The organism is Sanguibacteroides sp. AM78-02pH3A (assembly GCF_027666085.1).
In the GTDB taxonomy this organism is placed as follows: Bacteria; Bacteroidota; Bacteroidia; order Bacteroidales; family Marinifilaceae; genus Gabonibacter; species Gabonibacter massiliensis.
On sequence record NZ_JAQEHX010000008.1, the window covers coordinates 48689 to 66245 of the forward strand.

Annotated in this window: 14 protein-coding genes; 3 read left to right on the forward strand and 11 right to left on the reverse strand. The window is 42.1% G+C overall.

Annotated elements, in window-relative coordinates:
- Positions 1–189 precede the first annotated feature (189 nt).
- From coaBC to PGR74_RS11505, 3 genes are all read right to left on the reverse strand, one after another.
- Positions 190–1386, reverse strand: a complete 1197-nt coding sequence (gene coaBC, locus PGR74_RS11495; RefSeq protein ID WP_041504848.1) for a bifunctional phosphopantothenoylcysteine decarboxylase/phosphopantothenate--cysteine ligase CoaBC — start codon at positions 1384–1386, stop codon at positions 190–192.
- A 99-nt stretch (positions 1387–1485) separates the two neighbouring features.
- Positions 1486–1842, reverse strand: a complete 357-nt coding sequence (locus PGR74_RS11500) for a DNA-directed RNA polymerase subunit omega (protein WP_041502272.1) — start codon at positions 1840–1842, stop codon at positions 1486–1488.
- Positions 1843–1859: 17 nt separating this feature from the next.
- Positions 1860–2735: an outer membrane protein assembly factor BamD gene (locus PGR74_RS11505; protein ID WP_052634406.1), complete on the reverse strand. Its 876-nt coding sequence runs from the start codon at positions 2733–2735 to the stop codon at positions 1860–1862.
- A gap of 195 nt (positions 2736–2930) precedes the next feature.
- Between PGR74_RS11505 and PGR74_RS11510 the strand changes: the two genes are divergently transcribed.
- The gene (locus PGR74_RS11510; RefSeq protein ID WP_041502273.1) at positions 2931–4181 is read left to right on the forward strand and encodes an aminotransferase class I/II-fold pyridoxal phosphate-dependent enzyme; all 1251 of its coding nucleotides are present in this window, start codon (positions 2931–2933) and stop codon (positions 4179–4181) included.
- Positions 4182–4216: 35 nt separating this feature from the next.
- Here PGR74_RS11510 and PGR74_RS11515 read toward each other — a convergent pair whose 3' ends face one another.
- The 3 genes from PGR74_RS11515 to PGR74_RS11525 all read right to left on the reverse strand — a co-directional run bounded on the left by PGR74_RS11515 (position 4217) and on the right by PGR74_RS11525 (position 10025).
- Entirely contained in the window at positions 4217–5611 is a 1395-nt protein-coding gene (locus PGR74_RS11515; protein ID WP_041502274.1) for a DUF5723 family protein, read from the reverse strand.
- An 18-nt stretch (positions 5612–5629) separates the two neighbouring features.
- Positions 5630–7210 carry a hypothetical protein gene (locus tag PGR74_RS11520; protein WP_041504817.1) on the reverse strand — a complete coding sequence of 527 codons (1581 nt, stop codon included), beginning with the start codon at positions 7208–7210 and terminating at the stop codon, positions 5630–5632.
- Between the two features lie 85 nt (positions 7211–7295).
- Positions 7296–10025: a WD40 repeat domain-containing protein gene (locus PGR74_RS11525; RefSeq protein WP_270517202.1), complete on the reverse strand. Its 2730-nt coding sequence runs from the start codon at positions 10023–10025 to the stop codon at positions 7296–7298.
- Between the two features lie 91 nt (positions 10026–10116).
- On the opposite strand from PGR74_RS11525, the gene hydE reads away from it, so the two are divergent.
- Positions 10117–11169 carry a [FeFe] hydrogenase H-cluster radical SAM maturase HydE gene (gene hydE / locus PGR74_RS11530; RefSeq protein WP_041502486.1) on the forward strand — a complete coding sequence of 351 codons (1053 nt, stop codon included), beginning with the start codon at positions 10117–10119 and terminating at the stop codon, positions 11167–11169.
- Between the two features lie 8 nt (positions 11170–11177).
- Here the strand turns inward: hydE and PGR74_RS11535 are convergent, their stop codons facing one another.
- The 4 genes from PGR74_RS11535 to recF form a co-directional block, all read right to left on the reverse strand.
- Positions 11178–11837, reverse strand: a complete 660-nt coding sequence (locus tag PGR74_RS11535; RefSeq protein WP_041502277.1) for a LysE family translocator — start codon at positions 11835–11837, stop codon at positions 11178–11180.
- A gap of 13 nt (positions 11838–11850) precedes the next feature.
- Positions 11851–13647: a lysophospholipid acyltransferase family protein gene (locus tag PGR74_RS11540; protein WP_041504815.1), complete on the reverse strand. Its 1797-nt coding sequence runs from the start codon at positions 13645–13647 to the stop codon at positions 11851–11853.
- 22 nt (positions 13648–13669) lie between these two features.
- On the reverse strand, positions 13670–13960 hold the full coding sequence (locus PGR74_RS11545; protein ID WP_236684935.1) for a DUF721 domain-containing protein: 291 nt from the start codon (positions 13958–13960) through the stop codon (positions 13670–13672).
- Positions 13961–14058: 98 nt separating this feature from the next.
- Complete coding sequence (recF, locus tag PGR74_RS11550) at positions 14059–15165, reverse strand: DNA replication/repair protein RecF (protein ID WP_041504814.1); 1107 nt, start codon at positions 15163–15165, stop codon at positions 14059–14061.
- A 191-nt stretch (positions 15166–15356) separates the two neighbouring features.
- Here recF and PGR74_RS11555 point away from each other — a divergent pair, with 191 nt between their 5' ends.
- Positions 15357–16043 carry a tetratricopeptide repeat protein gene (locus tag PGR74_RS11555; RefSeq protein ID WP_041502281.1) on the forward strand — a complete coding sequence of 229 codons (687 nt, stop codon included), beginning with the start codon at positions 15357–15359 and terminating at the stop codon, positions 16041–16043.
- Between the two features lie 69 nt (positions 16044–16112).
- Here the strand turns inward: PGR74_RS11555 and pyk are convergent, their stop codons facing one another.
- The gene (gene pyk, locus PGR74_RS11560; protein WP_041504813.1) at positions 16113–17513 is read right to left on the reverse strand and encodes a pyruvate kinase; all 1401 of its coding nucleotides are present in this window, start codon (positions 17511–17513) and stop codon (positions 16113–16115) included.
- Positions 17514–17557: the final 44 nt, after the last annotated feature.

Genomic DNA, 17557 nt, shown 5'->3' on the forward strand with positions numbered 1-17557 from the left:
CACAAAAAAAAACCAACAATGCTATCGAAACAATGTTGGTTTTTAATATCTTATCAAAACGGCTTCCCCTTTTCTGCCTAAACTGGAGGCAAGAATAAAACGTATGCCGAATATTTTGATGTTCAATCTTCATATCGGAATACAAATATAGATATATTTCTATCCCGAACAAACTATTTTCGCAATTTATTAAAAAAATTCCGCTATCCGATCCGCAATATCAATAGCCACTTCCGATTTTGTTTTCAAATCGTAAATCAATTTATTTTCCTCCTTATCGATCAATGTCACCTTATTGGTATCTCCCCCGAAACCGGCCCCTTCATCCCGCAAGCTATTCAACACGATTAAATCCAAATTTTTCCTCTTCATTTTCGAAACAGCATTATTCTCCTCGTCGTTAGATTCCAACGCGAACCCGATCAACCACTGCCCCGCTCTCTTCTTTCGCCCCAACTCAGCCGCGATATCTCTTGTCGGAGCCAACTCCAACTTCAAATCATCTTCTCCCCGTTTCAATTTTACAACAGCCCGTTCCATAGGGGTAAAATCCGCCACGGCAGCACTCAAAACAGCAATATCGCTCTCCGGAAACACCTCGATAGCCGCCTGATACATTTCGGACGCAGACTCCACATCTATTCTCCGGATCCGTTTATTGGATAATTTCAGATTTACCGGACCGGCAATAAGCGTAACTTCAGCCCCCCGGGCAGCCATCTCTTCGGCTATGGCAAATCCCATTTTCCCGGAAGAGTAGTTGCCGATAAAACGTACGGGATCTATTTTTTCATAGGTAGGTCCTGCCGTAACCAACACTTTTTTACCAACATAACGCTCGTCTGCAGCAAAAAAACGGCTCATAAAAGACACGATCTGATCGGGCTCCTCCATTCTTCCCTTCCCGATTAATCCGCTTGCCAGCTCTCCGTTTTCAGGTTCGATAATCAAATTCCCGTAAGATTTCAATATTCGTAGATTCCGTTGAGTCGCCGGATGAAGATACATATCCAGGTCCATGGCAGGAGCCACTACAACCGGACACTTAGCAGACAAATAGGTTGTCAACAACAAATTATCCGCTATGCCGGCGGCCATCTTACCGATTGTATTAGCGGTTGCCGGAGCGATCAGATAGGCATCCGCCCACAACCCCAAATCCACATGCGAATTCCAATCTCCATTTTCGGGATCATAAAAATCCACCAGAATAGGATTCTTCGACAACGTGGCTAAAGTCAAAGGGGTGATGAATTCCTTTGCCAAAGGCGTCATTATTACCTTAACGTTAGCCCCTTCTTTCACTAAACCTCGTATTAACGGAGCTGCCTTGTAGGCCGCAATACTTCCCGTTACTCCCAATATGATATTTTTTCCCTGTAACATAATTCTTTTTTTAATCACCTGAAAAAAAGAGGCTGTCCGAAAATTCATCCGACAGCCCTTTTATCTTCTCTGATAATCCTCCCGGTTATCCGTCTTACTCTATTCTTCCTCTTCCTCCGACTTTACCCCTCCTTTTTCCTTTGCCGGATTACGAAAATAAAGTTCGCCATCCTCAAACTCCTGAGTAGCGATCAACACCGGTTTAGGAATACGCTCGTAATACTTGGAAATCTCGATCTGTTCGCGATTTTCAAATATCTCCTCCAAATTATCCGCGTACGAGGCAAACTCTTGAAGTTTCCTGCTCAACTCTTCTTTCATTTCAACCGAAATCTGATTGGCACGTTTTCCAATGACAGCAACAGCTTCATAAATATTATCCGCCTTACCGGCTAACGCAGCCGTATTCCTTGTAATGGTATTATTCGGTGCCTTTACTTTCTTAAAATCTACCATGGTTAATTTGAATATAATTATTTATTCTGATTATTCTGACCTTCTTGATGCGCGGAATCCGTTTGACTGTTCAGCTCATCCTCCTTGTATTCGTCCGGATCGTCGTATTGTTTCAGGAAATCGTTCAATACTTCGTATTTCTTGGCCATCTCCTTCGCGTACACACTATTGGGATACTCATCCACGAAATAGTAATACTCTTCTTTCGCTGCCGTGTAACGTTCGTATTTTTTATCCTCCACGCTATTCACAGCCATCTCGTATTTGGAATTAAACAACATCCACATGATTCTCTCCCGGTATTTCGTTCCGGGGAAATCTTTCAGACAATTCTCCAGGCTGACGACAGCGGCCTTGTAATGTTCCCGCAAATAATAGTTTTCCGCTCCCAAATAAGCTTTGTAAGAGAGTTTATCTCTCATGTCATCCATGTATTTATTTATTAACTCCTTACGCGTAGAATTAGGATAACGACTCAGGTACAGTTGGAAATTACTCATGGCCTTTTCCGTTGTCGTCTGATCCAAACGCACTCTCGGCGAAGCCAAATAATTACAATACCCCATCATATACAGACACTCTTCCATGTAGGAACTTTCCGGAAACATCGCCACAAACTGCTTAAACAGTTCGGCCGCGTTTTCGTAATCTTTCTGGTTATAGGTACAAAAAGCCCGGTAGTATGCTATGGTTTGGGCTCTTGCGGTTCCCGCGAAGACAGTCCGAATACCGTCAAACAAATTCAAAGCCCTTGTATAATCTCCTTTATTATAATATTCCACCGCCTTTTTATACATAAGAGAATAATCCCCACTCTTCAAAAGTTTTTGGTACTCCCCACAGGAACTCATTAGTACGATAACAAGCAGAAAACCTAAAAAATTCTTCATCATAAGCGCTGTTTTTGCATCACGCAAAGATAATCTATAAATATCAATATGCAATAAGTTCATCCACATTTCTTTTTGGAAAAACAGAGTAAAAGACAAAAACAACTTTTCAAAAAGAAATCCTCCATTATAAGAATTTTTAGTTACCTTTGCTTCGTATTTGTATCAAAAATTTAAGAATTTCAAAATATTATCGACGTGGACATTTTTGAAAGAGTAAAAAATCAGAAAGGAAATATCGGACAATATGCCAAGCAAGCTCATGGCTATTTTTCATTTCCGAAATTAGAAGGAGAAATCGGTCCCAGGATGAAATTCCGCGGGAAAGAAATGTTAAACTGGAGTTTAAATAATTATATCGGTCTCGCTAACGATCCTGAAGTAAGAAAAGCGGATGCCGAAGCTGCGGCAAAATACGGCATGGCTTATCCTATGGGAGCCCGCATGATGAGTGGACAAACTTCCCGTCATGAATATTTGGAATCCCAATTAGCCGACTTCGTAGGTAAACCGGATGCATTTTTATTGAATTTCGGGTATCAGGGTATGGTCTCTATTATCGACGCTATGACTTGCCGTCATGACTGTATCGTTTACGATGCCGAAGACCATGCCTGCATTATGGACGGCCTGCGTTTATCTCCGGCAAAACGTTATGTATACCAACATAACGATATGGAGAGTCTGCGTAAACAACTCGAACGGGCTACCAAATGGGTAGAAGGAACCGGAGGGGGTATTCTCGTCATAACGGAAGGTCTTTTCGGAATGGCCGGAGACTTGGGAAAATTAGACGAGATCGTGGCCATGAAAAAAGATTTCAATTTCCGGCTGTTGGTCGATGACGCACACGGTTTCGGGACGATGGGACCGAACGGCGCGGGAACCGGAGATCATTTCGGGGTAATGGACCAAATAGACCTCTACTTTGCGACCTTCGCCAAAGCGATGGCAGGCATCGGGGCTTTTATTGCCTGTGAAGAAGATATATGCATGTACCTGAGATACAATATGCGTTCCCAAACGTTTGCCAAATCCTTACCCATGCCTATGGTGGAAGGAGCCATCAAAAGGCTGGAGTTGCTGAGAAGCAAGCCGGAATTAAGAGAAAAATTGTGGACGATCGTCCGGGCTTTACAGAGCGGATTGAAAGCAGACGGTTTAAACATCGGCAAAACGAACTCTCCGGTTACTCCCGTTTATCTATCCGGTAGTGTTGCCGAAGGAACTCAAGTAGCCATGGATTTAAGAGAAAATTACAATCTTTTCTGTTCTATCGTGGTTTATCCGGTGATTCCCAAAGGACAATTGCTGCTTCGCCTGATTCCAACTGCCATGCATACGATGGAGGATGTGGAATATACGGTACAAGCCTTTAAAGCCGTGGCCAAAAAATTAGCCAACGGAGAATACAATAAAGAGACGGTGGTCGATGCCAACGCTCTATAAAAAAAGCCCGCCTGTTTGGCGGGCTTTTTTTTATTTCATCTTCTCTGGTAATGTCCGAAAAGCAGATTAAAGCCGAATCGCGCACTCGCCGTCCGAGTACTCGTATAATTGGCCGCCAAGACATTATCCGTCACCACGAAAAACTGGAACGGACCGAATTTAGCCGTTAATGCCGCTCCCACATTAGCAAAATCTCCATTTATCATAGAATAAGATACCGAAGCGCCGATATTCCGAATCGGGCGTAAATTAGCGGACAAGGTTATCGCGGGAAAGAAACGTCCATCCATGACCGAGGCTTTTAAGAGACCACCGAAATTAACCCACTCTTTCAACTGATAAGTTGCACCCGCGTATATTTTCGCGTTCAGCATCGTAGTATAGGCCGCCTGCTTATCCGTTAACCGGAAACGATTTTCCAATGAATCGGTCATCTCCTCAAAGGCATCGCCGAAATCCTTATAATTCGGATCATCCTTATTAAGACTATTGGAAAGATCGGCCCCTGTCCAATCAAAACTTGTGTTTTGTTTGAAATTATAAGTATTCTCTTCCCAACGGATAAAACCTAAATCCAACACACTCGCATACAGGGTCAGCTTGTCCAGCAATTTATACTGAGCACCCAAATCCACGCCAAATCCCAGATTACCTGTTCCGATAAGAAATTTGGCATCGACGGCATCCTCATCAAACTCAATATTATCCCACTCCACGTACTCCCCGTCTTTCGTGTACTTTATCGGAGCCGAGACGCGAATATTCTGACGGGAAGAGAGTCGGACCGTATCTCCGTCCGGCGAAGAGTAAACCCCCATCTTCGAATCGGTCATATCGGCATTGGCAATTCCGAATAAAACCTTAAAACGTCCTCCGACGGTCAACCGGTCATTTACTCTCTTGGATAATCCGAAACCTATTTCATTGTATGCCGTTACTTTTAACCCCAAACCACCCCAGTCAAACGTCTGACCAAGATAATTCGCATTACCTTCCTTGAAGAAAGTGATAATATCTTTATTAAAACTAAAGACAATATCATTCTTTTGGGTGATATCGAAAGTTGCATACCAGGAATTAATTCGAAAACCGATGGCTAAAATAGGTACTTCCGTGTTCAAAACGAGGGAATTCTTCTCCCGCAAAGCCTTATGCAAACGGTTCACGTCGTAGATTACGGAATCCGCCTTGTCTCCCGTTCCCCATCTTAACAGGTCGTCAACCTTAAAGGCATTGCTGAAATTCAAAGAAATACCGCTTAGTCCGGGTATTCCCACGTAAGTTTTATACTCCGGTTGATAAGCCGGGTTCAATTTCACCCGTTGAGGAGAATTGGATAAAAAATAAAGCGTATTGTTCCCGTCCTGAGCCATCACGAAACAAGGAAAGAGGACAAGAAAAAAAGATATAATAGTAATTATTTTTTTCATTTTGGATACATTTTAATCTTACTTGATACCGAGTTTGACCTTCACTAACACTTTCAATTCAAGTTTGGCGTCCGCTTTCACTTCTACCGGAATTTGTCCGTCACCGGCTGTCATCATGCTGGCGATCAATATCAGATGTTTCGTTCGTTCCAAATTATCTATATTGGTCTCGGACAGCTCCACGATATGTTCCCCCTCCTTTACGGCAATGACATTACCGTCGGCATCGATCTCCGGCACATCGATCAATTCATCCGCATTGATCCGGTCTACCTCCTGAAAATTCTCATCCACCATCAAGAACTCCTTTACCCCGATTTTCAAAGGAGTACCGTTCTTGGCCCTTAAAATCAAGGCCATCTTTTTAATCTGGTCCGGATTATCCAAATCTATATCTTTAATGGTATCCCGGAAAGTAAGATTCTCGGCGCTAAAGTAAAGCGGAATCTCCACTTTCACATCGGCCGATAGTTCCGCGTTTTCCTCAATGACACACGCTGTTTGTACCCCTCCTTCATTAATTATTATATTACCGCTATACGCAACGGAATCTTTAGGCGGTAGGGAAAGTAATTCGTCCACATTGGAATTATCCTTCGTATACCCCTTTTCGTTTACCGTTTCGCCCGTCTCATCAAACGTATCGAAGAGAAGCGGTCCTCCCGTGAAGTGTCTTGTTTCTCCTTCTTTATAAGCTATAAAAGCAGGATCCAGTTTAATCGGGATATCAATTCCCCGGCTCTTCAAAATCAATTTCAACGAGGGATCCGCAAAATAAAAATCACCCGTTATATCATTCCAAAAATCGATATTCATTTCAAAACATCCCGGATCAATAGGGATCATCGGAGGATTTATCTGCCCGATAACCTTATGGAACACGACGTCAGATAATAAAAATTCCAACTTCAAGGACTCCCCGGCCGCTATTTCAACCTCTTGATCTTTCGGAATAAAAAAGTCGATCCGATAACGAATCCGGTCGCTCTCCTCACTCATATCGAACTCCAACTCCCGATCTTCGAAAAAGATACCCGCTTGATTCGTGTTTACAACCCGTTCCATCCTAAAAGGATTACCTGCCTCATCTTTCACGTCGGGCAGGGTCAACGTTACGACATAACTAAAGGAACAAGCCGGAAGCTCCCCGGAAAACCTTACCTTGGCCGAAAGAAAGGAGAGTTTTCCGATTTCTCCGAAATCAAAATGGGCCTCACCCCCCTGACCGGGGATATGAATATCCCCGGGTAAATTCCCGGTAATTGGAGTTAAAGATAAAATAAGATTTGTGTTCAACGAAATTTGTTGTTCCGGCATATCCCAGAAATCTTTCGCTTCCAAACGCACGATCTCTTTTTCTTCGTAATTAATGATAATCCGGTTATCACGTTCGATCATCGACTCTTCCGGATCATAAGGATTCAATAAATCCCACATGGTATAATTCCCATGTCCTACCGGCAGTATAAAATCAGGCTCCCATCCGATAGATTCGGTCATTTTGTCCGAGTTAAAAAGCTCCGAATCGCCACAAGAAATAATACACATACCCAATAATCCGATTATCAGGTAGTGTTTCCACACACACACTTTTGTCATAAATTACAGTTATTATTATACTTATACTTCTTAGAAAACAAATATAAGTATAAAATCAAAAGAAATATCAAAGATGTTAAAAATATTATCTTATAAATCGGTATTTTAATAAACTATCTTTCTCGCTTCCTACATAGAGGTAAAAACCTACCTTTCCGGTATTTTGAAATACGATAGAAAAAGCAGACGTCCCGGTAATCGGAAAACCGTTCGACGGACTCCCTTTGTCCAACAAATACAATTCTGAATGAGATTCATCCAATGTTCCCACACGCGTATCACGGGCTGAAAAACGATACACGTAAGGAAAGCCCAACCGTCCCTCTTTCACTCCTGTTTCCCATAACACCTTACCGTTCCGGTCATACACGTATACATGCTCTCCGTTCGAAAATATGAAATCATCATTTCCGTCTCCATCCGTATCGGCTACATTAAACAAATAGCCGGCCGTAATTTTATCCGGTTTCAACGACCGGGATGCTCCATTAAAATCAACAAACTGCAATTCGCCTCCGGCACTTCCAAAAACCAAAGATTCATTCTGCTCCTTTCCCGTCAAGTAAATCACCGTTCCCTGAAGCAGATCGTATAAAGTTTGCACCTTTACCCGTTCCCGTCCTCTTCGATCCAAAATATAGATTCTATATCGATCGGCAAACACGATATAATCTTTATCCGCAACTCTGAAATAGTATACTTTAGAAACCGGATCGTTATCACTTTGAGGCTGACTCCACCCCTCAACGAGATCTCCGGATAACTCATACAAATATATTTTCCGGTCTGCACAGGGAGCGAACACCCGATAATTTCGGTCGTTATCGTAATCATAAACCGTTATACCGGAAGGGCATGAACTCTTAAATGCCAGAGGATAACGAGGTAAATAATTTCCATTCCGATCGATCAGGTAAAGTTTTTCGGAGGTAGAGAAAAGATATTGCAATTTCCCGTTTTTATAAAAATCAACTTGATACACCTCACTATTAATCTTTCCGTCTATCGGCAGTTTCCATAGAATCCTTCCCATATCGTTAATCAAATAGACGGTACGGGAGTCATCTTGTACAAACAATTCCCTCTCCCCATTATTATGATTAACGACAACCACAGGTTTCATCGTGAGTTTAGCGTCTAATTTCGTTTGCCAAACGACTTGTGCCGGCGGCTGCTCGACTTTTTCCGTATTCAGGAAAACGCTTTGATACAACATCTCGTCTTCACTGATCCACTGTAAACCGAACGAAGAAAACACATCTAAACGTTCTTTATTTTGAGTCAGAAAATCTTTCAAGCCATCATTCGCCATATCCCGATAGAAAGGATACATACTTCCCGTTTCCGCCAGATACATCCAGTTGTATTTGGCAGACATCTTCACCCGGGTCTTTTTGTACCAATCCATATCCTGAACATTCAGACGTCGCATATAGTTCTCTGCAAAGCGTCGTATGACCGATTCGGAAGAAGCCAATATCAAATAATTATCCTGAATCATGGCAAAGCGAGAAGGTACACCATCCCATATATATCCCCACAATACCCCGGCAAAATCCGTCACGGGCATTTTATAATACGCTACTTTTTTCTCCTGATCCAAAGCGGTCGTTCTCTCGAGAGAAGCTTCATTTATATTAACCTTAACGGCATAGTTCCCAAGCATATTTTTCAATAAAGCCCGTCCCAAACTGCCGGACTTCAAATATACCATCACGAAGCCTTCTTCTTCCTTGTTTTCCGGATCATAGGAAAATACGCCTTTGGCAAACTCTCCCTGTAGCAATTCCCTCCAACTCGCCTCCACTTCCTCTCCGAACAGCCGGGTGAACTCCGATTTTCTTTTCCTCGCGTGTTCAATAATACCTGCCTTGTGACGAAACGTTTCCAATGCCGTCAGATAAGCTCTCGTATCGCTTAAGTTCAAGACCGTAACGGCATTCACGCCGGAAGGAATAACTCCTTCGATACGGGAAGCCATCGGTTGTTGCCCCTTAAAAACATTCAGGAACGTGGCTTTCATTCCGCCATAATACATGAAACCATTAAAACCGATCCCGTCAGATTGAATTTCTCCGTCCAAAGCTCCCCATTTGAACCATTTGGTTAGATCCAAACGAGGAGAAACAACATTCCGGCTCATGTACAGGGGCCATACATCCGAAAAACAAGAAGTATTTAAAAAAATATTCATCCCTGCCGTTTCCGAGAAATAACGGGTTATATTTTTATATACAGGTATACTCTCCGGATCGTTTTTTTTATCCTCACCAATCTGTTTCAACGCGTCTTCCAAATATAATTCGGAATCCGACAATAAAACCATGCCGCCCACCACGGCAAAATAAACTTCCGTCTCCTTATCTCTTAAAGAGTAAATCTTAAATTTATCGTATGAACGTTCTTTAAGCCCCGATTTCGCGTAGTAATCCGCCAAAAAACGAATCACCTCGCTTCGCGAAGCCGCCGGAACCCGATTCAAAATATACAAAAAACGGACACTTTTCTTTCCTTCCCGCCTTAACGCCAAAACCCACGACGTGTTTTCCGTCAATTTCAACTTTTGCAAGGTATCGATGCTCCTGTAAAATATACTTTTCTGATAGTTAGCCCATTCAGTCTCAAACGCTTCTTTCAATCGAGGCGATAAGCTCACATTGGCGCGAACATTCAACACCACGGCCGAATTATTGGGAATAAATGCCTCTTTCGGAACATCCGAACCTTGTTCCCGTTCATTTACCCTCCACAGGATCCAAACGATACATCCCATCAATAAAACTCCCAAAAGGATCAGTACGATTTTCTTGGCCATATCCGAAAAACTTTACGAGAACAAATTTAGCAAAATATTTTATATCCCGGCTTTTTCTTACCTTCGCGATATCGAACAAAAACAAAGCACGGTGGAAAAATACGCTATTTCTGATTTGGTATACAGACTCTCCTGCTCGGGCAAGGAAGAAGAAAATCTTTACGACGAAGCCGAAAAAATAAGAACAACATATATCGGGAACGGGGTTTACTTGCGCGGCCTGATAGAGATATCCAACATCTGCATCAAAGACTGCTTTTATTGCGGGATCAGAAAATCGAACACCGGAACAGCCCGTTATACACTTACCGATCAGGAGATATTGGAAGCCGCTGATTTCGCGTATACTCACCGATTCGGTTCCATCGTGCTACAGGGCGGAGAACGCAATGATTCCTCGTTCGTCCGACGCGTTGAACATTTGCTGAAAGAGATTAAACAGAGAAGTAACAACGAATTGGGTATTACGCTATCATTGGGAGAACAGAGTCGGGAAACCTATCAGCGTTGGTTCGACGCCGGAGCTCATCGCTATCTACTCCGATTCGAGACCTCGAATCCAAACCTTTATTCCAAAATTCATCCGAATAACGCACTGCACTCACACGCCACAAGACTAAAATGCATCGAATATTTGCAGCAATGCGGTTACCAAACAGGTACGGGAGTCATGATCGGACTACCTTTTCAGACCTTGGAAGATCTCGCGAACGATTTGCTTCTTCTCCAGTCCATGGATATCGATATGGTAGGCATGGGACCTTACCTGGAACACCGGGAAACACCCCTTTATGCTCATCGCCACGGATTGTTGTCCTTACCGGAACGTTTAAGGCTGTCCTTACATATGATTGCCTTATTGCGCATTCTCATGCCCGATATTAATATAGCGGCGACCACGGCTTTACAGGCCATCGCACCGGAAGGCAGGGAAAAAGCCATGCAAATCGGAGCGAACGTGGTCATGCCCAATATTACCCCGACGTCCAACCGAACACTTTACAAATTATACGAGAATAAACCCGGTACCCATGAAGGAGCCGATGAGTCCATGAGAAATCTCGAAGCCAGTATACGTCGAAGCGGTTGCCAGGTCATGTACGGTGCATGGGGAGATTCACGTCATTTTTACAAACGGAAATAAGCAAGCGATCACATCGGCAACATCGATTTAAAAGGCTGAAAAGCAGCCAGAATAACCAAAGCTCCCAAAATGGCAATAATTAAACCCGAAACCCGGTTGATTGTCACCAATACCCGTAAACGGAATTTCTTTCTGAAAATATTCACTAAGGTCGAAAGCGTATACCACCAAACACCGCCTCCCAACAACACCCCGACCACAACCAACAATTCACCTAAAACAGAGGCAGACTCCCCGAACACCGACATTCCGGCAAATACAGCCATAAACACGACAATGGTGATCGGATTGGAAACCGTCAGAAAAAAAAGAGAAATATAATCTCCCAATAAGCCTTTCTTACTCACCCGTCCGTTACGCTTTTGCTTGATCTGACGGATCGGGTTATCGAAATAAATCTTCAACCCGATAACGATTAAAAATATTCCCCCGATAATCTGCAATAACAATTCATGAGTTTGTACCGTACTAATCACATAACCTAATCCGAAAGCAGCTACCGAAGCATAAAAAAAGTCTGCCGAAGCGGCTCCCATTCCAGCTATAAAACCGGACAAAGCCCCTTTATGCAGCGTTTTCTGAATAATCAACACCCCCATCGGTCCCAAGGGGATCGACACCATCAACCCTACTAACATACCTTTAAAAAGATAGATTATATCGTACATGCCTTCTTTTATTTCAAATATCTACATTATCTGACGAGAAACGCGTCAGAATAGTTTCATCGTTAATTTCCTTCGATAAAGATTCGATCGTTTTCATTGGAACGTCAAAAATATCTAAAATTAACAAACCGTCCAAACACATATTAAATTTCGGATCAATATTAAATCCTATAATTTTCGCATTCAACGAGATATATTTTTTCAGTAACACAGGTAATTTGTCACTCGAAGGCTCTATATCTCCGATCATCTTGTCCAACACGCCAATATCCTTGTGAGCCACATCAAGCATAACCTGAATTCCGGGTTCATTCGTACCCACCAAGTATTTGGAACGCGGCAGCACGTAACGCGCCAAATCGTAATTATAATGATTAGCCATGATAAATTTCATGATCAGCTCTTTAGATACTTCCGTGTATTTCCCGCTAATAGTTACCGGACCTATCAGATAACGATATTCCGGATTTTTCAACAAAAAGTAAAGGATGCCTTTCCATAACATAAATAGAGGAAGAGGCTTACGTTGATATGCTTCCGTGATAAACGAGCGTCCCAACTCGATAGACTCGTACAGAACAGGCAACATCTCTTTTCTCATTTTAAACAAAGAGTTGATATAGAAACCTTTCATCCCGTAACGATCGACGATCTCTTTCCCCTTACCGACCCGGTACGCACCCACGATTTTTTCTTCCTCTTTATCCCAAATAAACAGGTGATAGTAATACAAATCATACTCGTCCAAATCAATACTACGATTTGTCCCTTCACCTACAGCCCGGAACGTCACTTCCCTCAAACGACCGATCTCATTCAAAACATTAGGAATCTTTACCGACGGGGAACAATAAATGTCATAGTTCTTCATCGTAAACAAAAGATAATCCTCTGCAATGTCGGCTATCTCTTTTTTCAATACATTATTTTCAATTTCCGCTGCGATCGGTTCTGCTTTTGGCATAGCTTTTTGCGATTTTATAAAAAATTTCTTTACCTCCAACGAAGATCCTAATAAATAGGTCTTTGCTCTCAGAAACTTACCGTATTGCACTATATCGTGAAACGAATTCTGACTTTCTACCGATATAGGATTCCCGATACGCAATTTCACTACCCGATTTTTTTTATTCAATAATTCAGAGGGCAATTTCACGTTACGCAGCATCGGATGGATCAACCCCAGCAGGTAAAATAACAAGCTATTGGAACCTTTGAAATAGATCGGCACAACGGGAACCTTTGCCATTTTAATCAGCTTTAACGCGGGCAAATTCCATTCCGGATCCTCCACGTGATTGGAATCCGGTTGATAAGAAGAAACATCCCCGGCAGGGAAAACTCCTAAAGGCTTGCCCGACAGTACATGGCGCATAGCCTCTTTCAGTCCTCCCGATTTAACATTCATACGTTGCTCTTCCCGAGGTTCCATTCCCAAAAAATATTCCTGTATCGGGACGATCTTTTTTAACAAAAAATTGGCCAATACTTTATAATCGGGGCGAATTTTACTCAATATTTTTACCAAGATAATCCCGTCCAATCCGCCGAAAGGATGGTTTGACACCGTTACAAAAGGACCCGCCTCCGGAATCTTCTGCAAATCCTCATCGCTGATCTCAACCGTGACTCCCAATGTATCAATTAAACTATCAAGAAAAACTTCAGGATTATCATCGTATACTTTCGAACAGAGTTTATTCAATTTATTCAATCGCAAAATATACATGACCAATCTTGCCATCAAACTATTACCGAAAGGATTAAATCCGCGCATAGGCAATAAATCTCCCGAATTAATTAATTTCATTTATACTTCTTTTAACTCCTTTTCAGGACACAATCAACTCTTTTACAACACCTTCACCTACCCGGTCATTCAAAGCTTTTAACAGCCCTTCTTTAACCAACAGGATTTCATTCTTTACGACAGACGAGGAGAAGCTAACAAAAAGCTTGCCATCGACCATCCGCAAATTTTTTGTTTTCGAGGCTATCATTCCCCCTACCACCTCCGGCCAAAGTTGACATACTTCTCTCTCTTTGAAACGTTGAGTTAATCCCATCTGTTTCAAATAAAGTCTCATCAACTCATCCATCTTCAATGTTTTGCCTTGCTTCACGACGTATTTTTAATTATAAGCCGAAGGGATTACACGGATGCAAATACCCAAGACTTTCTAACTTGCAAAAATACCATTTTATTCGATAAAACAAAGAATCACACACCCACCTCTTTTATAACACCCTCATCTACTACAAAAATCTTAAAAGACGAGGCGTGCTGTTTTATGATTTCATCTATATGCAACCGGTTCGTATCCGTAATAAACACTTGTCCAAACGTTTTTTCCGAAACAATCCCCACGATTCGACTTACCCTTAAGGTATCCAATTTATCAAATATATCATCTAACAAGAGTAAAGGCTTTATTCCGTTTCGTGCCGATAAATAAACGAACTGAGCAAATTTCAAAGCCACCAAAAAACTCTTTTTTTGTCCCTGCGATCCCATTTTCTTTACGGGATATCCTCCCAATTCAAGTCCCAGATCATCCCGGTGTATTCCGACCGTCGTATAAGTCAATATTCTATCCCGCTCAAAATTCTCTTTCAGGGAAGCAAGCAGATCGTCATGTTTGATCGTTGTCGCGTACGTTAACGAAACTTGCTCTTTTCCTGAAGCAAGCAGATCGTAGTAATGTTGAAAAACAGTACTCATTTCGTAAACGAAATCGCGGCGTTTTTTTAAAATAAACATTCCGCTTTCGGCCAACTGCTCATCCCAAACCGCCAGCATATCCATATCCATTCCCCGCCCGGCATATTCTTTCAGCATCGTATTTCTTTGCACTAAAATCCGGTTATAACGAATCAAATGCGCTAAATACTCTTTGTCTTGCTGGCTAATCACCCCATCGATAAAACGGCGTCTCTCCTCACTTCCCCCATCTATTAAAACCGTATCCGCAGGAGAAACCATTACCAACGGCAACAACCCGATATGATCGGACAGACGATCGTACGCTTTCTTGTTTTTCTTAAACACTTTTTTTTGACCCCGTTTCACCCCACAATACGCCTCTATCCTCTCGCCTTGCCGTTCATAATTGCCTTGCAATACGAAAAAAGGCTCTCCATGACGAATATTTTGTACATCCGGTAAGTTGAAATAACTTTTACACATGGATAATTGATAAATAGCGTCCAGCACATTCGTTTTCCCGGCCCCGTTGTTTCCTACAAAACAATTAAAACCGGAACAGCATTCGATTTGAGCCTCCGATATATTTTTATAATTAACAATATCCAAATTTTTTATTTCCATCTTGATATTTTATAGATTAGAGCCTCACGCCCCCTCCCTACTTTTCCCCAAAAGTAAGGAAAAGTAAAATAGATTTTATCGAAAGCAGAATTTTTTGCACAAAATTTCACGGAGGCTCTCGGCATATGAAAAAAAAAACTATTTTTGCAGGTCGATGAATGATGTGTAATATATAACAAAAACATATAACGATGTCAAAAGAGAAACAAAAACACGGAGATGGCTTCGAACAAATTGAAGAAGTTACGATATCAACGGAACAATTCATTGAGAAGAATCAGAATTTATTAATCAAAATCATCATTGCGATTATCGTTGTAATCGGTGTTGTATTGGGATACCATAAGTTCTACAAGCAACCTCTCGCCAAAGAGGCAATGAATCAAATGTTCATGGCTGAAAATTTCTTTGCAAAGGATTCATTCAACTTAGCTCTTAACGGAGAGGGGGATGTTCTTGGTTTTCTCGATATTATTGAAAAATACGGTTCCACGCCCAGTGGTAATTTAGCGAACTATTATGCCGGACTATGCTACCTCTATAACGGAGATTACAATAATGCCATCAAATATTTGGAAAAATTCTCATCCGATGATCTTGTATTCAATTCGTTAGCAAAATCAAATATCGGGGATGCTTACATGCAGTTAGGCGATTACAAGAAAGCGGCCGATTACTATAAAAAAGCGGCCAACGAAGATACGAACGAATTGACTGCTCCCATCATTTTGATGAAGGCAGGACTCGCTTTTGAAAAAGCAAACGATTACAAGTCGGCTTTAACCATGTACGAGAGAATCGAAAAAGAATTCACCTCTTCCATGGAGTTCCGCGATATCGAAAAATACATCACGCGAACCAAAGAGAAGATAAAATAATATCTTTTGATTCGATATAAAAAAATCCCCGGGATTTCCGGGGATTTTTTTATTACAAACCCTAAATTATCAATGTATCTCTCCGATTTTACATACTTCAATAAAAGAAGCCCCCTTGCCATGCCCGAAACTTCCGCCCACGACAACAACATAATCGTCCGCACGAATCCCTCTCTTCATCAACATAGCCGGTAAATCATTCATGAATTCATCACGAGACATCGGTTTTTCGGTAAAATAAGGATAGATGCCGAAGGAGAGCGAAAGCTCCCGCATCACTTGATCGTTATAACAACGGGCAAACACGGGCAAATCCCCCCGGAAAGCCGCAAGATAGCGCGCAGTACGCCCCGACAAGGTATCCACGACAATAGCTTTCACGGGCAAAATGGTGGCTGTCTTAACCGCGGCACGAGCCAACGCCGCCGTGATCTCATTATTAATCCGAACCAGACTCCGGCTTGCATCCGGAGCCACCGAACATTCGTTCTCCTCCGCCACGTTCCGCATTACGGTAACAGCCTCTACCGGATAAGCCCCGTAAGCGGTCTCCCCACTCAACATGATCGCATCCGTTCCCATATAAATGGCATTTGCGATATCGCTAATTTCAGCCCGGGTAGGTCTCGGATGCTCTATCATCGTATGGAGCATCTGCGTGGCTATTATCACGGGTTTCTTACTTTCAATACATTTATTGACAATATAACGCTGAATACGAGGTATCTTCTCCGCCTCTATTTCAATTCCCAGATCCCCCCGGGCAACCATCACCCCATAAGCATAATCCAAAATCTCGTCGATATTATCAACTCCTTCTTGATTTTCAATTTTAGCGATGATCTTTATCTTACTCTGTCGGGCATCCAATAGCTGTTGCACCGCAATCACGTCCTCCTTATTACGTACAAAGGAATGAGCAATAAAATCCACATTATTATCTATCGCAAAATTGATAAACAACTTGTCCTTATCGCTTAAGGATTGCAATTTCAAATTAGCCCCGGGAACATTCACACTTTTCCGATCTTTTATCATGGCCTCGTTGGTCGCCATTACCTCCAAATAATGTGCATACTTTTCCACAACGACCAATTCTACATCCCCGTCGTCGATCAAGATACGATCTCCTGTCTTAATATCATCCGCAAAATAAGGATAAGAGACGTGGATTAATTTTCCTTCCATCTTTAAATCCATATCTCCGGTAAGAAAGAGACACTCTCCCTTCTCCACGTGAAACGGATTCTCTATTAACGTAGTTCTCACTTCCGGCCCCTTGGTATCGACTAAAATAGCGATATCCCCGGAAACGGTACGCACGTTGTCTATCACTTTTTTAGCCTGCTCTATATTCTGATGTGCCGTATTCAAACGAACCACGTTCATTCCCGCACGATACAGATTTTGTAAAAAATCCACATCGCATCTCTTATCCGATATGGTTGCTACAATCTTTGTTTTTTTCATATAAACCGATTACTAAACGACATTAATTCTTATCGAAACTTCTC

Excerpts from the sequence above, each read along its gene's own strand:
- coaBC (WP_041504848.1), bottom strand. The coding sequence starts at position 1,386 with ATGTTACAGGGAAAAAATATCATATTGGGAGTAACGGGAAGTATTGCG.
- PGR74_RS11500 (WP_041502272.1), bottom strand. The coding sequence starts at position 1,842 with ATGGTAGATTTTAAGAAAGTAAAGGCACCGAATAATACCATTACAAGG.
- PGR74_RS11505 (WP_052634406.1), bottom strand. The coding sequence starts at position 2,735 with ATGATGAAGAATTTTTTAGGTTTTCTGCTTGTTATCGTACTAATGAGT.
- PGR74_RS11515 (WP_041502274.1), bottom strand. The coding sequence starts at position 5,611 with ATGAAAAAAATAATTACTATTATATCTTTTTTTCTTGTCCTCTTTCCT.
- PGR74_RS11520 (WP_041504817.1), bottom strand. The coding sequence starts at position 7,210 with ATGACAAAAGTGTGTGTGTGGAAACACTACCTGATAATCGGATTATTG.
- PGR74_RS11525 (WP_270517202.1), bottom strand. The coding sequence starts at position 10,025 with ATGGCCAAGAAAATCGTACTGATCCTTTTGGGAGTTTTATTGATGGGA.
- PGR74_RS11535 (WP_041502277.1), bottom strand. The coding sequence starts at position 11,837 with ATGTACGATATAATCTATCTTTTTAAAGGTATGTTAGTAGGGTTGATG.
- PGR74_RS11540 (WP_041504815.1), bottom strand. The coding sequence starts at position 13,647 with ATGAAATTAATTAATTCGGGAGATTTATTGCCTATGCGCGGATTTAAT.
- recF (WP_041504814.1), bottom strand. The coding sequence starts at position 15,165 with ATGGAAATAAAAAATTTGGATATTGTTAATTATAAAAATATATCGGAG.
- PGR74_RS11555 (WP_041502281.1), top strand. The coding sequence starts at position 15,357 with ATGTCAAAAGAGAAACAAAAACACGGAGATGGCTTCGAACAAATTGAA.
- pyk (WP_041504813.1), bottom strand. The coding sequence starts at position 17,513 with ATGAAAAAAACAAAGATTGTAGCAACCATATCGGATAAGAGATGCGAT.